This is a genomic window from Polaromonas sp. P4_F6 (assembly GCF_056401275.1).
On record NZ_JBFUJQ010000007.1, the window covers coordinates 174,174 to 191,899 of the forward strand.

Annotated in this window: 18 protein-coding genes; 6 read left to right on the top strand and 12 right to left on the bottom strand. The window is 67.0% G+C overall.

The window, feature by feature from the left end:
- Nucleotides 1–130 precede the first annotated feature (130 nt).
- Genes aptA through AC1DUN_RS17430 form a run of 5 tightly spaced genes read right to left on the bottom strand, consistent with a single transcriptional unit; the run spans nt 131 to nt 4,953 of the window.
- Nucleotides 131–1,480, bottom strand: a complete 1,350-nt coding sequence (gene aptA, locus AC1DUN_RS17410; protein ID WP_477715052.1) for an omega-aminotransferase AptA — start codon at nt 1,478–1,480, stop codon at nt 131–133.
- 24 nt (nt 1,481–1,504) lie between these two features.
- Complete coding sequence (locus tag AC1DUN_RS17415) at nt 1,505–2,797, bottom strand: NAD(P)/FAD-dependent oxidoreductase (protein ID WP_477715053.1); 1,293 nt, start codon at nt 2,795–2,797, stop codon at nt 1,505–1,507.
- Nucleotides 2,794–3,528: an amino acid ABC transporter ATP-binding protein gene (locus tag AC1DUN_RS17420; RefSeq protein WP_477715054.1), complete on the bottom strand. Its 735-nt coding sequence runs from the start codon at nt 3,526–3,528 to the stop codon at nt 2,794–2,796. The genes AC1DUN_RS17415 and AC1DUN_RS17420 overlap by 4 nt, the downstream gene beginning before the upstream one ends.
- A complete protein-coding gene (gene ehuD / locus AC1DUN_RS17425; protein ID WP_477715055.1) occupies nt 3,525–4,187 on the bottom strand; it encodes an ectoine/hydroxyectoine ABC transporter permease subunit EhuD in 663 nt (220 codons plus the stop codon). The genes AC1DUN_RS17420 and ehuD overlap by 4 nt, the downstream gene beginning before the upstream one ends.
- Nucleotides 4,188–4,194: 7 nt before the next feature.
- Complete coding sequence (locus AC1DUN_RS17430; protein ID WP_477715056.1) at nt 4,195–4,953, bottom strand: ABC transporter substrate-binding protein; 759 nt, start codon at nt 4,951–4,953, stop codon at nt 4,195–4,197.
- Nucleotides 4,954–5,095: 142 nt separating this feature from the next.
- On the opposite strand from AC1DUN_RS17430, the gene AC1DUN_RS17435 reads away from it, so the two are divergent.
- Nucleotides 5,096–5,890: an IclR family transcriptional regulator gene (locus tag AC1DUN_RS17435; protein WP_477715057.1), complete on the top strand. Its 795-nt coding sequence runs from the start codon at nt 5,096–5,098 to the stop codon at nt 5,888–5,890.
- Between the two features lie 28 nt (nt 5,891–5,918).
- On the opposite strand, the gene AC1DUN_RS17440 is transcribed toward AC1DUN_RS17435, so the two are convergent.
- From AC1DUN_RS17440 to AC1DUN_RS17465, 6 genes are all read right to left on the bottom strand, one after another.
- Nucleotides 5,919–7,082: a M20 aminoacylase family protein gene (locus tag AC1DUN_RS17440; protein WP_477715058.1), complete on the bottom strand. Its 1,164-nt coding sequence runs from the start codon at nt 7,080–7,082 to the stop codon at nt 5,919–5,921.
- Nucleotides 7,079–7,462 carry a helix-turn-helix domain-containing protein gene (locus AC1DUN_RS17445; protein WP_477715059.1) on the bottom strand — a complete coding sequence of 128 codons (384 nt, stop codon included), beginning with the start codon at nt 7,460–7,462 and terminating at the stop codon, nt 7,079–7,081. Before AC1DUN_RS17445 ends, AC1DUN_RS17440 begins: the two co-directional genes overlap by 4 nt.
- 120 nt (nt 7,463–7,582) lie before the next feature.
- Entirely contained in the window at nt 7,583–8,086 is a 504-nt protein-coding gene (locus AC1DUN_RS17450; RefSeq protein WP_074579680.1) for an Lrp/AsnC family transcriptional regulator, read from the bottom strand.
- A 43-nt stretch (nt 8,087–8,129) separates the two neighbouring features.
- Nucleotides 8,130–9,530, bottom strand: a complete 1,401-nt coding sequence (locus tag AC1DUN_RS17455; protein WP_477715060.1) for an aminotransferase class III-fold pyridoxal phosphate-dependent enzyme — start codon at nt 9,528–9,530, stop codon at nt 8,130–8,132.
- A 125-nt stretch (nt 9,531–9,655) separates the two neighbouring features.
- Complete coding sequence (locus AC1DUN_RS17460; protein ID WP_477715061.1) at nt 9,656–10,582, bottom strand: 2-hydroxyacid dehydrogenase; 927 nt, start codon at nt 10,580–10,582, stop codon at nt 9,656–9,658.
- Nucleotides 10,583–10,738: 156 nt separating this feature from the next.
- The gene (locus AC1DUN_RS17465) at nt 10,739–11,638 is read right to left on the bottom strand and encodes a GNAT family N-acetyltransferase (RefSeq protein ID WP_477715062.1); all 900 of its coding nucleotides are present in this window, start codon (nt 11,636–11,638) and stop codon (nt 10,739–10,741) included.
- Nucleotides 11,639–11,931: 293 nt separating this feature from the next.
- Between AC1DUN_RS17465 and AC1DUN_RS17470 the strand changes: the two genes are divergently transcribed.
- From AC1DUN_RS17470 to AC1DUN_RS17490, 5 genes are all read left to right on the top strand, one after another.
- Nucleotides 11,932–12,600, top strand: a complete 669-nt coding sequence (locus tag AC1DUN_RS17470) for a haloacid dehalogenase type II (RefSeq protein ID WP_477662796.1) — start codon at nt 11,932–11,934, stop codon at nt 12,598–12,600.
- A 19-nt stretch (nt 12,601–12,619) separates the two neighbouring features.
- Entirely contained in the window at nt 12,620–12,979 is a 360-nt protein-coding gene (locus AC1DUN_RS17475) for a cupin domain-containing protein (RefSeq protein ID WP_477662795.1), read from the top strand.
- On the top strand, nt 12,976–14,259 hold the full coding sequence (locus AC1DUN_RS17480; RefSeq protein WP_074579690.1) for an NAD(P)/FAD-dependent oxidoreductase: 1,284 nt from the start codon (nt 12,976–12,978) through the stop codon (nt 14,257–14,259). Before AC1DUN_RS17475 ends, AC1DUN_RS17480 begins: the two co-directional genes overlap by 4 nt.
- A 156-nt stretch (nt 14,260–14,415) precedes the next feature.
- Entirely contained in the window at nt 14,416–15,990 is a 1,575-nt protein-coding gene (locus tag AC1DUN_RS17485; RefSeq protein WP_477715063.1) for an ABC transporter substrate-binding protein, read from the top strand.
- 44 nt (nt 15,991–16,034) lie between these two features.
- The gene (locus AC1DUN_RS17490) at nt 16,035–17,210 is read left to right on the top strand and encodes an MFS transporter (RefSeq protein WP_477715064.1); all 1,176 of its coding nucleotides are present in this window, start codon (nt 16,035–16,037) and stop codon (nt 17,208–17,210) included.
- Nucleotides 17,211–17,221: 11 nt separating this feature from the next.
- Here the strand turns inward: AC1DUN_RS17490 and AC1DUN_RS17495 are convergent, their stop codons facing one another.
- On the bottom strand, nt 17,222–17,722 hold the full coding sequence (locus AC1DUN_RS17495; RefSeq protein WP_477715065.1) for an Lrp/AsnC family transcriptional regulator: 501 nt from the start codon (nt 17,720–17,722) through the stop codon (nt 17,222–17,224).
- Nucleotides 17,723–17,726 lie beyond the last annotated feature (4 nt).

A 17,726-nucleotide genomic window follows, 5' to 3' on the forward strand; every position in this document is an offset into this window, starting at 1 on the left:
ACAAGGGCCCCGTCAGTAGACATCGATCGGTTTGAACTGTCCAGAAGAGATTTTTTTCTGGAAGAGATGCGAGCTTGGGGCGGTATGAAGTGCTGTGCCGGAGAAACCGGCGGGGTGGTGGCTTGCCGGCTCAGCTGGTCTGCATCAGCGTATCGCCCAGCGCCGCAACAAGGCTGTCGATTTCCGCCTTCGTGGCGATGAAGGGCGGCGCGAGCTGGATGGTGTCGCCGCCGTAGCGCACATAAAAGCCCTTTTTCAGCATGGCCATCGCAATCTCGAAGGGCCGGCGTGCCGGCTCGCCCGGGTGTGCGTCTATGGTCAGGCCCGCCGCCAGCCCATAGTTACGGATGTCGGCAACGTGCTTCACACCCTTGAGACCGTGCACGGCGGCTTCGAAATGCGGCGCGAGGGCGCGCACGCGGCCGATCGCGTCTTCCTTGCGCAGCAGGTCGAGTGCGGCCACGCCCGCGGCGCAGGCCACCGGGTGGGCCGAGTAGGTGTAGCCGTGCGGGAATTCGAGCATGTAGTCGGGCCCGCCGGCCGCCATGAAGGTGTCATAGATTTCCTGCCTCGCCACCACGGCGCCCAGCGGCTGTACGCCGTTGGTGACCTGCTTGGCCAGGTTCAGGATGTCGGGCGTCACGCCGAAAGCCTCAGCCCCGGTCCAGGCGCCCGCGCGGCCGAAGCCGGTGATCACCTCGTCGAAAATCAGCAGGATGTTGTGGGCGGTGCAAATCTCGCGCAGGCGTTGCAGGTAACCCACGGGAGGGATCACCACACCGGCCGAGCCCGAAAAGGGCTCCACGATGACGGCGGCGATGTTCGACGCGTCGTGCAGGGCGATCAGGTTCAGCAACTCGTCGGCAAGCTCCGCCCCTTGCGCCGGCATGCCTCGCGAGAAGGCATTTTTCTTCAACTGGGTGTGCGGCAGGTGGTCGGCCTCCACCCCCTGGCCGAAAAGTTTGCGGTTGGCGCCAATCCCGCCCACCGAGATGCCGCCGAAGTTCACACCGTGATAACCTTTCTCCCGGCCGATGAGGCGCGTCTTGCTCGCCAGGCCCTTGGCCCTCCAGTAGGCGCGCGCCATCTTGAGCGAGGTGTCGGCGGCTTCCGAGCCCGAGCCGGTAAAGAAGACGCGGTTCAATCCCGCGGGCATGAACTCGACAATGCGATTGGCCAGCTCGAAAGACAGCGGGTGCCCGAACTGGAAGGCCGGCGCGTAGTCGAGCCGCGCCATTTGTTGGCTCACCGCGTCGGTCAGTTCCTGGCGCCCATGGCCTAGCCCGCAGCACCACAGCCCTGACAGCCCGTCGAAAATCCGGCGACCGTCCGCGTCCTGGTAATAACTACCGCTGGCGCTCACCATCATGCGCGGATTGGCCTTGAATTCGCGGTTTCCGGTATAGGGCATCCAATGCGCGGCCAGCCAGGCCGCGTCGGTGCGCGCGGTGCCGGGCGCGCCTTGTTCGTTTGTCGTCATGATGTCGGTTCCTTTCGAGTCGAGTCAGCTGAAGCGGTCCAGCAGCGAGTACCAGGCCACACCGGCGGCGATGTAGAGGCGCTGCAGCCCGTGCAGCGGGATGGGGCGTATGGGGCTGATGGGAAACGGGAACACATCGGTGCTTCCCGTCATGCGGGCGGCCAGGTGTTTGCCCATCGACGTGGCCATGGCGATGCCGCGGCCGTTGTAGCCGAGGGCGATCGTGATGCCGGGAGCGGGCTCATGCACATGCGGCATGAAGTCGCGCGTGATCGCTATCCGGCCGGACCAGCGGTACTGGTACTTCACGGCGCCCAGCTGCGGAAACAGCAATTCCACGGATCGTTCGAGATGCCGGAAATCCGCCGGTCCGCTGGGGTCGGCGAAATGGCCGCGCCCGCCCATCAGCAGGCGGCCCTGCGCGTCGCGGCGAAAGTACAGCAGCAGCCGCTGCGTGTTGGACGCCGTCTGGCCGCCGGGCAGGATGGTGTCCGCCGCCGCCCCTTTCAAGGGTTCGGTGGCAACGATAAAGCTGTTGGCCGCGAGCACTGTCTGCTCAAGCTGGGGCCACAGCGCGCCGGTATAGCCGTTGGTGGCGAGCAGCACACGTTCGGCGCTCACCGTCGGGCCGCCGGCCGTGTGGACGATCCAGCGCCCCCCCTCGCGCTGCAGGCCGCTGACCAGTGTGTTGCCGTAGATGCGTGCGCCTTGCGCGAGCGCGGCACCCGCCAGGCCGCGCGTGAAGGCCAGCGGCTGTATGCTGCCCGCGCGCGGGTCGAGCCAGCCGCCGGCGAAAGCCTCGCTGCCGACCCGGCGCGCGACCTCGGCGCGATCCAGTACCTGGGTTGGCACGCCGCGGCGCTGCCATTGCTGCGCGCGCGCATGCAGGCCCGCGACCGCTTGTGGCGAATGGGCCAGTTGCAGCCAGCCGCGGCGCAGCGGCTGGCAGTCGATAGCGTGGCGCTCGATCAAATCAAACACCAGGTCGCCCGAGCGATCCAGGGCGTCAATCAGCCGCTCACCCTGCTTCGCGCCCAGCAGGTGCACCAGCGCATCGGGATCGTGCTTGAGCGTGGGGTTGACCTGGCCGCCGTTGCGTCCCGAGGCGCCCCAGCCCGGCTCGCTGGCTTCGAGGACGCAAGTGGACACCCCGGCCTCGGCCAGGTGCAGGGCGGTTGACAGCCCGGTGAAGCCTGCGCCGACGATGGCCACGTCGGTTTGGATCGATTCGCGCAGCGGCGGTGTGGGCGGCGCGGGGGGCGCCGTGGCCGCCCACACCGATTCGGCGGCGGGCAGCCCGGGACGGGAGATTTTCATGGTTGCGGTCTGAGGACGCGCCGCAGGAAGTCCTGGGTGCGCGCATGTTGGGGTGAGGACAGCAGCTGTTCGGCGGTGCCGGCCTCGACGATGCTGCCGCTGTGCAGGAAGCAGACGCGGTCGGCGACTTCGCGCGCGAAGCCCATCTCGTGGGTGACGACCACCATCGTCATGCCCTCGTCGGCCAGGGCGCGCATCACGGTGAGCACCTCGCCCACCAGCTCGGGATCGAGCGCCGAGGTCGGCTCGTCGAACAGCATGGCCTTGGGTTTCATGGCCAGCGCGCGGGCGATGGCCACGCGCTGCTGCTGGCCGCCCGACAGCTCCGCGGGCCAGGCCTCGGCCTTATGCGCCAGGCCCACCTTGTCGAGCAGCGCCATCGCCTCTTGCCGCGCCGTTTCCGCGGGTTCGCGCTTGACGTACAGCGGGCCCTCCATCACGTTCTCCAGCGCCGTGCGGTGCGGGAACAGGTTGAAGCGCTGGAACACCATGCCGACGCTGCCGCGCAGCGCGTGGATGGTTTTGGCATGGCGGTCGACGCGCTCGCCGAGCACGCGGATCTCGCCGCCCTCGTAGGACTCCAGCCCGTTGATGCAGCGCAGGGCGGTGGACTTGCCGGACCCGGACGGACCGATCAGGCATACCACCTCGCCGGCGCCCACCTTGAAGCTCACGCCTTTGAGCACCTCGTTGTCGCCGAAGCGCTTGTGCAGGTTGTCGACTTCGATCATCGTGTTTTCCTCGCGCCCATGCGCGCTTCCAGCCGGCGCAAGCCATAGACCAGCGGCAGGCTCATCAGCAGGTACAGCAAGGCGACCAGGGTGTACACCGTCATGTTCTGGAAGGTGGAGGACGCAATCAGCTGGCCGGCCCGCGTCATCTCGGCCACGGTGATGGTGGAAACCAGGGACGAGTCCTTGAGCATCATCACCAGCGTGTTGCCATAGGGCGGCAAGGCGATGCGAAAGGCTTGCGGCAGGATCACGCGCCGCATGATCATCGGCATGCGCATGCCGATCGCCTGGGCCGCCTCCAGCTGGCCGGCATCCACCGCCTCGATGCCGGCGCGAAAGTTCTCCGCCTGGTAGGCCGAGTACGCAATACCCAGGCCTATGACCCCGGCCTGGAAGGCGCTGAGCTGCACGCCGAACTCGGGCAGCACAAAGTAGATGTAGAACAGCTGCACGATGATGGGCAGCCCGCGGATCACGTTGACCAGCGTACCCGCCGCAAGAGAGAGGGCCCGCCAGTGCGAGACTTTCATCAGCGCCAGCACCAGGCCCACGACGCTGGAAAGCACAAAGGACAGCACGGTCACCTGGATGGTGACCCACGCACCCTGCAGCAGGATAGGCAGGAACTCGACCGAGTGCTGGACGAAGCTCGTCATCGCGGCCTCACAGGTTCCACTTCTTGATGATCTTGGCCAGCGTGCCGTCGGCCTTGATGGCCGCGATGCCCTTGTTCACGCGCGCCAGCATTTCGGCATCGCCCTTGCGCACCACCAGGCAGACGTCGCCCACGTTGCTGGCTTTGTAGTCCTTGGCCAGCTTGACGTTCGGGTTCACGCCCTGCGACAGCTGGTAGGCGACGATAGGCTGGTCGCCCAGCCCGGCCTTGATGCGGCCCAGTGCGATGTCGCGCATCATGTCGGCGATGGAGTCGTAGCTGCGGACCTCCTTGAAGCCGCCTTTCTTGTTGAGCATGTCGATGAACACGGTGCCCACCTGCGCGCCGACCGCCTCGCCCTTCAGTTCGTCGAGCGTGGCATAGGGCTTGGCGTCATCGGCCTTGACGATCAGGCCCTCTCCGTAGGAATAGACGGGCTGGCTGAAGTCGACGACTTCGGCGCGCGCCGGCGTTTTGAGCATGCCGGCCGAGATGATGTCGATCTTGCTGGCGGTCAGGGATGGGATCAGCGCCGAAAACACCGTCTGCTGCACCGCCACCTTGAAGCCGGCGGCCTGGCCGACAGCCGCGGCCGTGTCCACCATCATTCCCTGGACGGAGTTGGTTTTGACGTCAAGAAAGGTGAAGGGCACCCCGGTGGCGGTGGCGCCGACGTTGTAGGTCGCCTGGGCGAAGGCTGCGGAAACCAGCGCGGCCGAGGACAGGCCAAGTGCCAGGCGGGCGAGAGTGCGAAGAATCGATTTCATACATGCTCCTAAAGGGTGCGGTGGACGGATGATGAATCGAATATAGCAATCAACATGCCAGTATTCAATTCATGTGAATCGATATGCGATACGATATAGAATGGGATTTACCCCAATAAAGCGCCAATAAAGCGTCGAATCCATGGAAGAAACCCTTGCCGCGACCCCTCCGGACCTGCTCTTTAACCAGTCGCTGGAAAAAGGCCTGGCCGTCCTGCGCGCCTTCAATGCCCAGCGCCGCACCATGACGCTGGGCGAGGTGGCCGCCGCGACGGAGATGACCAAGAGTTCCGCGCAGCGCATGGTCTACACGCTGGAGCAGCTGGGTTATGTGCGCAAGCACCCGCAGACGCGGCGCTACCAGCTGACGCCGCGCGTCATGCAGATCGGGTTCAACTACCTGGCCGCGGACGCGTTGATCGACATGGCAACGCCCTTCCTGTCCGAACTGGCGCGGCTGACGGGCGAAACCTGCAACCTCACCGAGCCCGACGGAACCGAAATGGTGTACGTCGCCCGCTTTGTGAGCGCCAAATTCGTGCCCATCCACATGCCTATCGGCAGCCGCATCCCCATGTATTGCACCGCGTCGGGCCGCGCTTTCCTGAGCACGCTGCCCGAAGACGACGCGCGCCAGTTGCTCGCCCAATCGGATACCGTGGCGCACACCGAGCACACAACCACGGATGTCGAGGAGATCATGGCCCTGCTGCGCACCGCGCGGCGCCGGGGTTATGCGATCAACCGGGAGGAGCTGTACCTCGGCGACATGACCGTCGCCGCGGCCATCGTCGGCGCGCAGGGCATGCCCATGGGGGCGGTCCATGTGGTGGCACCGACCAGCCGCTGGACCCTGTCCGAGCTGGAGCAGCGGCTCGCCCCGGCGGCGCTCGAATGCGCGCGGGCGATCAGCAACTCGGTGCGCGCTTTGGGTTGATGACGGTCACGGTGCGCGCAAGCGCATATCAGCCCGCGAGCGCAAGGCTCGCCACCTGGACAAACCAGCTGATGCCCAATGGCAGCACCTCGTCGTTGAAGTCGTAGCTGGGATGGTGCAATGAGGGGCTGTCTTCGCGCCGCGGGCCCGCGCCCTGGCCCAGCCAGAGGTAGGCGCCGGGCCGGGCCTGGAGCATGAAGGCGAAGTCCTCGGAGGTGAAGGCCGCCGAGGGCGCCATCGAGGCCTTCAGCCCCGCGGCTTCGGCGGCGCGCAAGGCCAGCGCCGCTTCCTGCGGCGTGTTCACGGTGGCGGGGTAGTAGCGCACATACTCCACCTCGATCGCGGTGCCTGTCGCCTGGGCCACGCCTTGCGCGATCTGCCGGATGGACGCTTCTAGGGTGTCCTGCACGTCCGCATCAAAACTGCGCACCGTGCCCGTGAGCTCGACCGCCGAGGGCAGCACGTTGTGCGACTGGCCGCCGCTGATGCGCGTGACCGAGAGCACCGCGTTCTCGGTCGGCGGAATCCGGCGCGACGTGATGGTGTGCAGCTGCGAGACCAGCTCGCTCGCGGCAAGCACCGCATCGGGCGTGCGGTGCGGCTGGGCCGCATGGCCTCCCCGGCCGCGGACCACGATGTCGAAGCGATCGGCCGCCGCCATGATGGCGCCCGGCCGCGTCTGGGCGGTGCCGGCGGGCAGCTCCGGCCAGTTGTGCAGGGCATAGACCGCGTCGCAGGGGAAACGCTTGAAGAGCCCTTCCTGGACCATCACGCGTGCGCCGCCCCGGCCTTCCTCGGCCGGCTGGAAGATGAAGTTGACGGTTCCGTTGAAGCGGCGCGTGCGCGCCAGGTGGCGTGCCGCGCCCAGCAGCATGGCGGTGTGCCCGTCATGCCCGCAGCCGTGGTGGATGCCGGGGAAGCGGCTGACATAAGGCTTCTCGCCTTGTTCAAGAATCGGCAGCGCGTCCATGTCGGCGCGCAGGCCCACGCTGCGCCCCGCGGTGCCGGCGCGCAGCACGCCGACAACACCGGTGCCGCCTATGCCTTCATGCACTTCCAGCCCCAGGTCGCGCAGGGCCGAGGCGACGATGCCGGCGGTCCGGTGCTCCTTGAAGGCGAGCTCCGGATGCGCATGCAGGTCGCGCCGCAGCGCGACCAGCTCGGGCAGCAGGTCCGCAATCTCCCCGGTCATTGGAAGGCCTGGCGTGCTGCCCGAGGCTGGCTGGCAGCCGTGAGGTACTGCCCGGGCGTCATGCCGAACACGGTCTTGAAGTGCCGCGAGAGATGGCTTTGGTCGTAAAAGCCCGCCTCGCTGGCCGCGCTGGCGACCGGCATGCCCTGCCGCATCAGGGCTTGCGCGCGCGCCAGGCGCAGCCGGCAGATGTAGCGATGCGGGGACACACCGACTTGCTGGCGGAACACGGTGGCAAAGCGCCATATGCTGAGCCCGGCGAGATCGGCCAGCTCCGTCAGCGATAGCGCCTGGTTGAGGTTCTCGTTGATGTGCCGTTGCACACGCTGGATCACTGCGGCCGAGCGGGCAGGCGCCGGGATGCGGGGAGGAGGGTTCATGCTGCAAGCGTAGGCCGGCCCCGCCGGAGATGGCACCGGAAACGGGCGCCGGCGCAGCAGCAAATGTCGAATCAGGCCGGGCTGCAGCAAAAGCTGCGGCCCCCGGCCTGCTCAGCCCGCTCAGGCGTGGGGCTGCATCAGCTGCTCGATGGGGTAGTAGTTCTTGACGAAGGGTGTCTTGATGACGATGTAGCTGAAGTATTTTTCGATGCCGATGTTGGCCTCCAGCAAGCCCTCGACGATCTCCTGGTAGTGGTTTACGCCGCGCGTGACGAACTTCAGCAGGTAGTCGTAGCCGCCGCTGACCAGGTGGCATTCCACGATCTCGTCGATGGGGCGTATGCTCATCTCGAACTTGACGAAGTCCTCGCGCTTGTGGTCCTGCAGCGTGACCTCGGTGAACACCAGCAGCGTGTCGCCCAGTTTCTCGAGCCGGATCTGCGCGCCGTAGCCGGCGATGTAGCCGGCCTGCTCCAGCCGCTTCACGCGGACCAGGCAAGGGCTGGGCGACAGGCCGACGGCGTCGGCGATTTCGACGTTCGAGGCGCGCCCGTTCTTTTGCAGATGGCAGAGGATGCGCAGGTCAAGGCGGTCGAGTTTGGGGTTGCCGGTAGAGGTATTCATTGTTAACCCCTTTTATGCAAGTTCCGCGCCCAAGTCAATCAGGTCAAGCCAGTGCGCGCCGCACGTCGGGCTGCTCGAGCACGGTGTCCAGGGTGCGGTTCAGCCGCTCGAACATCTGCTCGAACTCCGAGGGCGTGAAGCACAAGGCCGGCGCAAAACCCAGGATGCTGTCGCCGAAAGCGCGGAAGATCAGGCCGTTCTCGTAAGCCGCCTTGGCGATGCGGTCGGGCAGCTGCAGCGCCGGGTCGAAGCGGGCCTTGGTGTATTTGTCGCTCACCAGTTCGAGCGCGCCCAGCAGGCCGCGCGAGCGTGCATCGCCCACCAGCGGATGGCGCAACATGGAGCGCAGCCCCGCTTCGAAGTGGGGCGCGACGCGCTGGCCGTTGGCGAGGATGCCGCCCTCTTCGTAAAGGCGTATGACTTCCAGCGCTACGGCGGCGCTCACCGGGTGCGCGGAGTAGGTGGCGCCGTGGCCCACCAGCGCACCTTCGGGCGTGCCGTCGGCAATACCCGCGTACACGCGCTCCGACATCAGCAGCGCGCCCATGGGCGCGTAGCCGGATGTCAAGCCCTTGGCCACCGTCATCAGGTCGGGCGATACACCCTCGGCGTCGCAGGCGAACATGGGGCCGGTGCGGCCGAAGCCGGTGATCACCTCGTCGGCCACGAACAGGATGTCCAGCTCGCGGCAGGCCTGGTGCATGGCCTTGAGCCAGCCCGCGGGCGGCACGATCACGCCGCCCGAGCCCTGGATAGGTTCGCAGAAGAAGGCCGCGACGTTCTCCGCGCCCAGCGCGTTCACCTTCTCGCGCAATGAGGCTACCGAAGCCGCGATCAGCGCCTGCGGGTCATTGCCCGCGGGGCTGCGGTAGAGGTAGGGCGAGGGGATGTAGTGCTGCTCGGGGCGCGGCAGGTCAAAGCCGCGGTGGAAGGCGGGCAGGGCCGTGAGGCCCGCGCCGGTGGACGATGAGCCGTGGTAACCGCGTTCCAGCGCAATGAAATGCTTCTTGGCCGGCCGGCCCGTGCTGTTGTAGTACTGCACGATAAGCCGCACGGCCGCGTCCACCGCCTCGGAGCCGCCGAGTGTGAGGTATACGTGCTTCAAGCCCGGCGGCGCGATCTCCACCAGCTTGGCGGCCAGGCGTATGGCCGGCTCGCTCGCGTAGCTGAAGTAGCCGGTGGCGTAGGGCAGCTCGCGCATCTGGCGCGCGGCGGCCTCCACCACACTTTCGTGGCCGTAGCCGATATTGACGCACCACAGGCCCGCGAAGGCATCGAGCAGTTCGCGGCCGTCGGCGTCGCGCAGCCAGGCGCCCTTGCCGGAGCGCAGCACCGTGGCGCCGCGCTGCTCATGGCCGCGCCAGTTGGCCACGGGGTGGATCAGGTGCGCCCGGTCGAGCGCCACCAGCGAAGAATCGAGGGAAAGGGTTTTGGTGGACATCATGGGCACAAGCTTAGGCGCGAGTGCGCAGCGGGTGCTGCGGCTTGTCCCCTTGCGCGCGCACGACCATGCTGTTGTTTGCGGGCCTACGGTAGAAGATTCTGCGGGTCTGGGGCCCCTGGACGAGCCTAGTACCCGCGCGAGCGGTCCACCACGCCTTCAAGCGGCAGGCCGAAGGCGTAGCGCCGCAGGTTGTCCAGCAGCGCCTCGCCCGCGGTTTCCGCCTGGGTCGCGCTGGCGATGTGGGGCGTAAGCCAGATGCGCGGGTGCTGCCAGAACGGGTGGCCCTGCGCCGGGGGCTCCGGCTCGCAGACATCCAGGACGGCGGCCGAAAGCCGCCCGCTGTCCAGCGCGCTGAGCAGCTCCGCTTCCACCAGGTGGCCGCCGCGCGCGGCGTTGACCAGGCAGGCGCCTTGCGGCAGCGCGTCGAACACGCGCCGGCCCAGGATGCCGCGTGTTTCGGGGGTGAGCGGCAGCAGGCACACCAGGATGTCGGTGCGGGCCAGGAACTCGTCCAGCTGCGCCTCGCCGCTGTAGCAGCGCACGCCTGGCTCGTTGCGGCTGGAGCGGTTCCAGCCCGCGCAGTCAAAGCCGAGCAGCCGCAGCTGCGCCAGGGCCGCGCGCCCCAGCATGCCCATGCCCATCACGCCCACGCGCCGCGTGGAGGCCGGCCGCACGGGCCGTTCCTTCCATTGGCTGAGGCTTTGCTGGTGCAGGTACAGCGGCATCTCCCGGTGCAGCGACAGCACGGCCCAGCTGATGTATTCGCACATGCAGGCCGTCAGGCCCGGCTCCACCATACGCACGACGGTCAGCCCGGGCGGCAAGGCAGAGAAGTCGAACTGGTCCACGCCGGCCCCGACCGAGAACAGGATCTCCAGCTTGGGAAGGGTTTCGGCGATGCGCGGCGGGGGCTCCCAGGCCGCGAGAAAACGCACCTGCGCCGGGTCTTCGATTTCCGGCCAGGTCCAGAACGGCAGCTGCGGCATTTTGCGGGCGAACTGCCCGGCCCACACCGCCCCGCGCTGCGCGGGGCCTTTATATAAAAAAGCCATGTCAGTTTTCCATGATGCCGCGCACGGTTCGCGACGCGTGAGAGCCAATGTTCAATACAAGTGCCCGCGCGGAACCGGCTTTGCCGGGCCGCAGGGGGCGTCCCCTGAGGGGGGAGCAGGCTACACGAAGTGAGCCTGAACGGGGGTGGGCCATTCCTAGCCCATAGCCTGACTGACCAGCGCCCAGCCACCAAATGTCGGCCCGCGCTCCAGCGGCCCGCCGCGCACCATGGTCGTGACCGTGTCCACGCGAGGCAGGCCCTGTGCCTCCAGCCATTCAGGCAGCCCGCTGGCGGCGTCGACGTCGATGCGCAGGAACTTGCCGGCATAGTGGCTGCACCAGTGGCCTATGAGTGCCTGCGCCCCCGCAAGATCGGGTGCCACCACGGGGCCGATGGCGTGGCCGCGCCCGAAGCGCCGCACGACGGAAAAGCCGACCGCTTCGCCCCCGCTTGCCAGCACCACCGCTTCGCCGTCGGCCAGCAGTTTGCGCAGCATCGCTTCACGCGGCATGCCGGCGCTTCGCGCATCGAGCGCGGCCAGTGTCTTCGCGTCGTTGCGGCCCAGCGGGCGCAGCCGCATGCCTTGCGGCAGGGCCACCAGCTGGGCCGGGGCCGCCAGGCCCTGGTGCTGCCGGACCTCGCCCGTGATCGCAAAGCCCATGCGTTCGTACAGGCCGCGGCCTTCGGGCGTGGCGTGCAGCAGCACGGTGCGCCCGTCCAGCCCGGCCATCACCGCGTGCATGAGGTGCTGGCCCACGCGCTGCCCCTGCATGCGCGGCGCCACCACCACCAGGCCCACCGTCGCGTGCTGTTTGCCCCACTGCCAGTGCACAGCCGTGCCCACCAGTTCACCGTCGCGCACCGCGGCCACGCCCTGGCCGTGCGCTACGGCGAACTGCCAGTCTTCCAGCCGGTGCGGCCACTGGAACTCGCGCGACAGCGCCTGCGCGGCTTCAAGGTCATTCGTCGTCAGGCGCCGTAACGACACCCCGTCGGGCAGGGCGCGGCCCACCGCCGCAAGTGCGGCCTGTGGATCAAATATGTGGTCGGACATAGGGCTTTCCTTCAAAACTTCCGCTCGTCAATACATCGATACATCGATCGCGGTTTGGGGGTGATGATGCTTGGCGGGGTGATTTGAGGCTTGTACGATCTTGGCGCCCGCCGCCGCCGCCCGCAGAACGGCACAAAGCGCCTCGTGCCCGCCGCAGTCCGGATGAATACTTTGCGCGCGCCGCGCAGAACCGCAACAACTGCGGCGAATGCTGCCTACGATTGCTCCTGTATTGAACCGTCGCCTTAATCCTTTCTTCTTCACCACCGCCACCACAACCCACGAGGCAAACCATGATCTTCCGTCCCAAGTACATCACCTTCGACTGCTATGGCACGCTCACCTACTTTCGCATGCACGAAGTGGCCCACGGCATTGTCGGCGACCAGCTGCCCGCCGAGCGCATGCAGCAATTCATCAAGGACTTCAGCGCCTACCGGCTCGACGAGGTGATGGGCGACTGGAAGCCTTACGACCAGGTGCTCAAGTCTGCCTGGCAGCGCGTGTGCAAGCGTCACGGCGTTCCCTACCGCGACGAAGACGGCCAGAAGTTCTACGACGCCGTGCCCACCTGGGGCCCTCACACCGACGTGCCTTTCTCGCTCACCCGCGTGGGCCAGAAGATCCCGCTGGTGATCCTGTCGAATGCGATGAACGAGCAGATCCATTCCAACGTGCGCAAGCTCGAGGCGCCCTTCCACAAGGTGTACACCGCCCAGGACGCCGGCGCCTACAAGCCGCGCCTGCAGGCCTTCGAGTACATGCTCGACCAGCTGGGCTGCTCGCCCGACGACATCCTGCACGTGTCTTCCAGCCCGCGCTACGACCTGATGTCGGCCCAGGACATGGGCATCAAGAACAAGGTCTTCGTCAACCGCGGCCACGAACCCAAGCCCAGCGAGCTCTACAGCCACGCCGAGATCCGCGACATCAACGGCCTGCCCGCGCTGGTCGGCCTGTGACCTGAAAGGAAAAGACACTGTGAGCAACCTGACTTTCTTCAAGCTGGATGACCTGGGCGAGGGCCGCGAGAGCCTGCCGGTGCCCGAGAAGCTTTTGGCGGGTGACCCGCGCTTCACGAACTGGGACGTGGATCAGACCGCCGACGGCAAGCTGCGCACCGGCGTGTGGCAGACCACCCCCGGCACGCTGCGCTCCATCAAGGGCGGCGTCTGGGAGTTCTGCTACATCCTGTCGGGCGTCTCGGAGCTGGTCGAGGACGGCGGCAAAACCTACCGCGTGCAGGCCGGTGACGCCTTCGTGATGAAGCCGGATTGGGTGGGCGTGTGGCGCTGCATCGAGACCACGCGCAAAATCTGGACCATTTACGGCAGCGCATGAAGCTCGAATCCTTCTGGACCGATACCACCGCGCCCTTCGAGGGCCGCAGTGACGAGCTGCCCGCCAAGGCCGACGTGGTGGTTGTGGGCGGCGGCTTCACCGGCCTGTCGGCGGCCCGCAGGCTGGCCATGCGCGGCGCCCGCGTGGTGGTGCTGGAGGCATCGGTGGTAGCCGCGGAGGCCTCGGGCCGCAACGGCGGCCATGTGAACAACGGCCTGGCCGTGGACTATGCCACCGTCGCCGCGCGCGTCGGCGTCGAACGCGCCGCCGCCTGGTACCGTGCCTACGACGACGCGGTGGACACCGTGGAGCGCATCGTGCGCGAAGAGGAGATTGCCTGCGATTTTCACCGCCGCGGCAAGCTCAAGATCGCCGGGCGGCCTGCCCATTACGAGGCGCTGGCGCGCGGCTTCGAGCGCCTGCGCCGCGAAGCGGATTCCGAGGTCGAACTGGTGCCGCCGCAGCGCATCCACGAAGAGGTCGCTTGCGACCGGTTCGCCGGCGGCCTGCTGTTCAAGAAAAGCGCGCAGATGCATATGGGCCAGTTCGGCCGGGGCCTGGCGGAAGCAGCAGCCCGGCGCGGCGCGCTGATCTATGACCACGCGCCGGTGCAAAAGCTGCAGCGCCTGCACGGCCATGCCTACCGCGTGCACACGCCGCGCGGCACCGTGGACGCCGACCAGGTGCTGGTGGCCACCGGCGCCACGCGCCATGGCGCGTTCTCCAGCTTCTCTTACTGGCGGCGCCGCATTGTGCCCATCGGCAGCTTCATCATCGTGACCGAGCAGCTCGATCCCGCCATGGTGAAAGCGCTATTACCGCAGCGCCGCACCTACACCACTACCGACACGCTGCACAACTACTTTCGCCTCACGCCGGACAACCGCCTGGTGTTCGGCGGGCGCGCGCGCTTTGCGCTGTCCAGCCCGCGCTCCGACGCCAAGAGCGGCCAGGTGCTGCGCGAGCAGATGGTGGCGATGTTTCCGCAACTGCGCGACGTGCGCATCGCCTACTGCTGGGGCGGCATTGTCGACATGACGCAGGACCGCCTGCCCCACGCCGGCGAAACCGAGGGCCTCTATTACTCCATGGGCTACAGCGGCCACGGCACGCAGATGTCGGTGCACATGGGCGAGTGCATGGCCCGCGTGATGGCCGGCGACCTGGCGGCCAACCCCTGGCGCGACAACCCCTGGCCCGCCATCCCGGGCCATTTCGGCACCCCGTGGTTCCTGCCCGCCGTGGGGCTGTACTACACGATCAAAAACAAGTTCGCCTGAGATCAGGGCCCACCCCCGAAGCGCCTCCGGCGCCTCCCCCTCAGGGGGCGCACCCAGTGGCCCGGCAAAGCCGGTTCCACGGGTGCCCTCGATAACACCCCTGGACTGCGTAAGCCGTGGGCGCTGCGCACGACGAGCCACTAAAAGGAGACATGCATGAACGACAACAACCTACTCATTCCAAGCCGGCGCGACGCGCTGGCCGTGCTGATGGCCGGCGGCATGCAGGCCACATTGGCGGGCGGCCTGGCCTGCGCGGCGGTGGCGGCGCAAGCGGCAGCGCCGCGCAAGGGTGGGCGCATCAAGGTGGCCGGCGCGGCTGCCTCACTCAACGACACGCTGGACCCGGCCAAGTTCTCCAACCATAGCGACTACATCCGTGGTTGCATGTTCTACAACGGGCTGACCTCACTGGATGGCAGCCTCACACCCCGGCCGGCGCTGGCTGAGGAATTCATCACCACGGACGCCACAACCTGGGTGTTCAAGCTGCGCCGGGGGGTGACCTTTCATGACGGCAAACCCTTCACGCCGGCCGACGTGGTGTTCTCCATCATGCGCCACAAGAACCCGGCGACCGGCTCCAAGGTCAAGGCGCTGGCCGAGCAGATCGAAGAGGTCAAAGCCACCGGACCGCATGAAGTGACCATACGCCTGGCGGCGCCCAATGCCGACCTGCCGGTGATCCTCGGCACCTGGAGTTTCCTCATCCTGCGCGACGGCGTCAGCGACGTGAACGCGCACATGTCGGGCGTGGGCACAGGCCCCTACAAGCTCAAGGACTTCAAGCCGGGCGTGCGCTCGCTGGCGGTGCGCAACGACAACTACTGGAAGCCCAACCGCCCTTATCTGGACGAGATCGAGTACGTAGGTATAGGTGACGAGGCAGCGCGCGTCAACGCATTGCTGACCGGTGAGATCGACCTGACCATGGCGATCAAACCGCACTCGGTGGACCGCATCAAGAGCAGCAAAAAGCACGCCATCTTCGAGACCAAGGCGGGCCTGTACACCGACCTCATCATGCGCCGTGACAGCGGGCCCGGCGCCAACCCGGACTTCGTGCTGGCGATGAAGCACTTGTTCAACCGCGAGCAGATGCTCACGTCCATCCTGCTGGGTTACGGCGAGGTGGCCAACGACCAGCCCATACACCCTAGCGACCGTTTCTATTTCAAGGGGCTCAAGCAGCGGGCCTACGACCCCGAAAAAGCCAAGTGGCATGTGCAGAAGGCCAACCTCGGCAGCGCGGCCATCCCGGTGGTGGTGTCGCCCGCAGCCTCCAATTCGGCGGAGATGGCGCTGGTGATGCAGCAGGCGGCGGGCCAGATCGGGCTTAACCTGGAAGTGCGCCCTATGCCGGCCGACGGCTACTGGTCGCAGCACTGGATGAAGCACCCCGTGGGCTTTGGCAACATCAACGCGCGGCCGTCGGCCGATTTGATGTTCACGCAATTCTTCAAATCTGATGCGCCGACCAACGAGTCTGCCTGGAAAAACCCCAAATTTGACCAGCTGCTGCTGGCCGCGCGCGCGCAACCCGACCAGGCCAAGCGCGCCAACATGTATGCCGACATGCAGGTCATGATCCACGAAGACAGCGGCATCGGCATTCCCCTCTTCATGTCCAGCATTGACGGGCACAACAAAAAGCTCAAGGGCCTGTCGCCGATCCCGCTGGGCGGCTTGATGGGCTACAACTTTGCCGAGAACGTCTGGCTCGACGCGTGACCAACAGCCTGGCCTGACGGCTGCGCTCACAACCTTGCCATCTGATGCCTGAGTCCTCGCGACCCCGGCTGCGGGGACCAGGCGGCGAGCTGGCCCGGCTGATGCTGGCGCAGCTCTTCCTCAACGCCTGTTTCACAGGCACCCGCATGGCCGCGCCGCTGCAGGCGCTGCGCCTGGGCCATGGCGAGGCGGCCGTGGGCTTGCTGATCGCCCTCTTCGCACTGGCCCAGGTCTTTCTTGCGCTGCCCGCGGGCCGCTACTGCGAGCGCCATGGGCTGAAGCGGCCGATTGCGGCCGCGGTGGTGGTGGCCGTGGCGGGCGGCGGGCTGGCGGCGGCGTGGCCGGTGTTCCCCGTGCTGTGCGTGGGCGCCTTCCTCACCGGCGGTGCGGGCGGAGTCGCGATCATTGCGATGCAGCGCCACATGGCGCGTGTTGCGAGCGAGCCGGCCGCACTGAGGCAGGCGTTTTCGTGGCTGGCGATCGGCCTGGCCTTGTCCAATTTCCTGGGCCCGGTCCTGGCCGGCGTGGTGATCGACAGCGCCGGCTTCCGTGCGGCCTTCCTGGCCATGGCCGCGCTGCCGCTGATCGGCTGGCTGTCGCTGCGAGGCGCGGCCGACCCCGTGCCTGCCGCGCCTGGCGGCACCGGCCGCAGCGCCGGCGCCTGGGACCTGTTGCGTGAGCCGGGCCTGCGCAGGCTGCTCATCGTCACGGGCCTGCTGTCGGCGTGCTGGGATGTTCATACCTTCGTGGTGCCGGTGCTGGGGCACGAACGAGGCTTGCCCGCATCCGTCATCGGCGGCATCCTGGGCGCCTTCGGCATCGCCGCGGCGGCCGTGCGCCTGCTGACGCCGCTGGTGGCGGCGCAACTGCGCGAATGGGTGATCCTGTTCGGCGCGATGCTTGCCACGGCCGTCCTGTTCGGTGTGTATCCGCTGGTGCAGGCGCCGCTCGCCATGGGCGTGTGCTCGGCGCTGCTGGGTTTCAGCCTGGGCAGCACGCAACCCATGGTGATGAGCCTGCTGCACCAGCTGTCACCCGAGAACCGCTACGGTGAAGCGGTCGCGGTGCGGGTGATCGTGATCAACATATCGAGCGTGGGGATTCCCATGGTGTCGGGCTTGGCCGGTTCGCTGATCGGGGCGGCGGGCGTCTTCTGGGCCGCGGGGGTGATGGTCGGCGCAGGTGCCCGGCTGGCGGCCGGATTCAGGCCGCGGGCTTGAGGATCGGCGCGTCAGCCTCTCTCCAGCTGCGCCGCGATGAGATTGAGCGGATGCGTGCGCTTGCGCGATGACTGGCGCAGGACGATGCGGCTGGTGAATTTCCCGATTCCGATATCGTCCTGCAGCAGGCGCTCCATCAGTGCCTGGAAATGGGCGACATTCGGCGCCACGATTTTGAGCAGGTAGTCGTAGCCGCCGCTGACGTTGTACCACTCGACGATTTCGCCGTGCTGGTCAATGGCCTGCTCGAACTTGCGGAAGTCCGGAGGCCGGTGGCTGCTGATCGTCACTTCGGAAAAAACCACCACGCAGTTGCCCAGCTTCTCCAGCGCGATGTCGGCGCCATAGCCGCGAATCACGCCGATGTCCTGCAGCCGTTTTGTTCGCACCAGACAGGGGCTCTGGCTGAGGCCCACGGCTTCCGCCAACTCGACATTCGAGCAACGCCCCTCGCGCTCAAGGTGCGCGAGGATCTTGAGGTCGAAGCGGTCCAGGGACATTGCTGGGGTCATGGCC

Coding starts and splice junctions, on each gene's coding strand:
- AC1DUN_RS17420 (WP_477715054.1), bottom strand. CDS start 3,528: ATGATCGAAGTCGACAACCTGCACAAGCGCTTCGGCGACAACGAGGTG.
- AC1DUN_RS17495 (WP_477715065.1), bottom strand. CDS start 17,722: ATGACCCCAGCAATGTCCCTGGACCGCTTCGACCTCAAGATCCTCGCG.
- AC1DUN_RS17465 (WP_477715062.1), bottom strand. CDS start 11,638: ATGTCCGACCACATATTTGATCCACAGGCCGCACTTGCGGCGGTGGGC.
- AC1DUN_RS17485 (WP_477715063.1), top strand. CDS start 14,416: ATGAACGACAACAACCTACTCATTCCAAGCCGGCGCGACGCGCTGGCC.
- AC1DUN_RS17455 (WP_477715060.1), bottom strand. CDS start 9,530: ATGATGTCCACCAAAACCCTTTCCCTCGATTCTTCGCTGGTGGCGCTC.
- AC1DUN_RS17450 (WP_074579680.1), bottom strand. CDS start 8,086: ATGAATACCTCTACCGGCAACCCCAAACTCGACCGCCTTGACCTGCGC.
- AC1DUN_RS17415 (WP_477715053.1), bottom strand. CDS start 2,797: ATGAAAATCTCCCGTCCCGGGCTGCCCGCCGCCGAATCGGTGTGGGCG.
- AC1DUN_RS17435 (WP_477715057.1), top strand. CDS start 5,096: ATGGAAGAAACCCTTGCCGCGACCCCTCCGGACCTGCTCTTTAACCAG.
- AC1DUN_RS17480 (WP_074579690.1), top strand. CDS start 12,976: ATGAAGCTCGAATCCTTCTGGACCGATACCACCGCGCCCTTCGAGGGC.
- AC1DUN_RS17445 (WP_477715059.1), bottom strand. CDS start 7,462: ATGAACCCTCCTCCCCGCATCCCGGCGCCTGCCCGCTCGGCCGCAGTG.
- ehuD (WP_477715055.1), bottom strand. CDS start 4,187: ATGACGAGCTTCGTCCAGCACTCGGTCGAGTTCCTGCCTATCCTGCTG.
- aptA (WP_477715052.1), bottom strand. CDS start 1,480: ATGACGACAAACGAACAAGGCGCGCCCGGCACCGCGCGCACCGACGCG.
- AC1DUN_RS17490 (WP_477715064.1), top strand. CDS start 16,035: ATGCCTGAGTCCTCGCGACCCCGGCTGCGGGGACCAGGCGGCGAGCTG.
- AC1DUN_RS17430 (WP_477715056.1), bottom strand. CDS start 4,953: ATGAAATCGATTCTTCGCACTCTCGCCCGCCTGGCACTTGGCCTGTCC.
- AC1DUN_RS17440 (WP_477715058.1), bottom strand. CDS start 7,082: ATGACCGGGGAGATTGCGGACCTGCTGCCCGAGCTGGTCGCGCTGCGG.
- AC1DUN_RS17460 (WP_477715061.1), bottom strand. CDS start 10,582: ATGGCTTTTTTATATAAAGGCCCCGCGCAGCGCGGGGCGGTGTGGGCC.
- AC1DUN_RS17470 (WP_477662796.1), top strand. CDS start 11,932: ATGATCTTCCGTCCCAAGTACATCACCTTCGACTGCTATGGCACGCTC.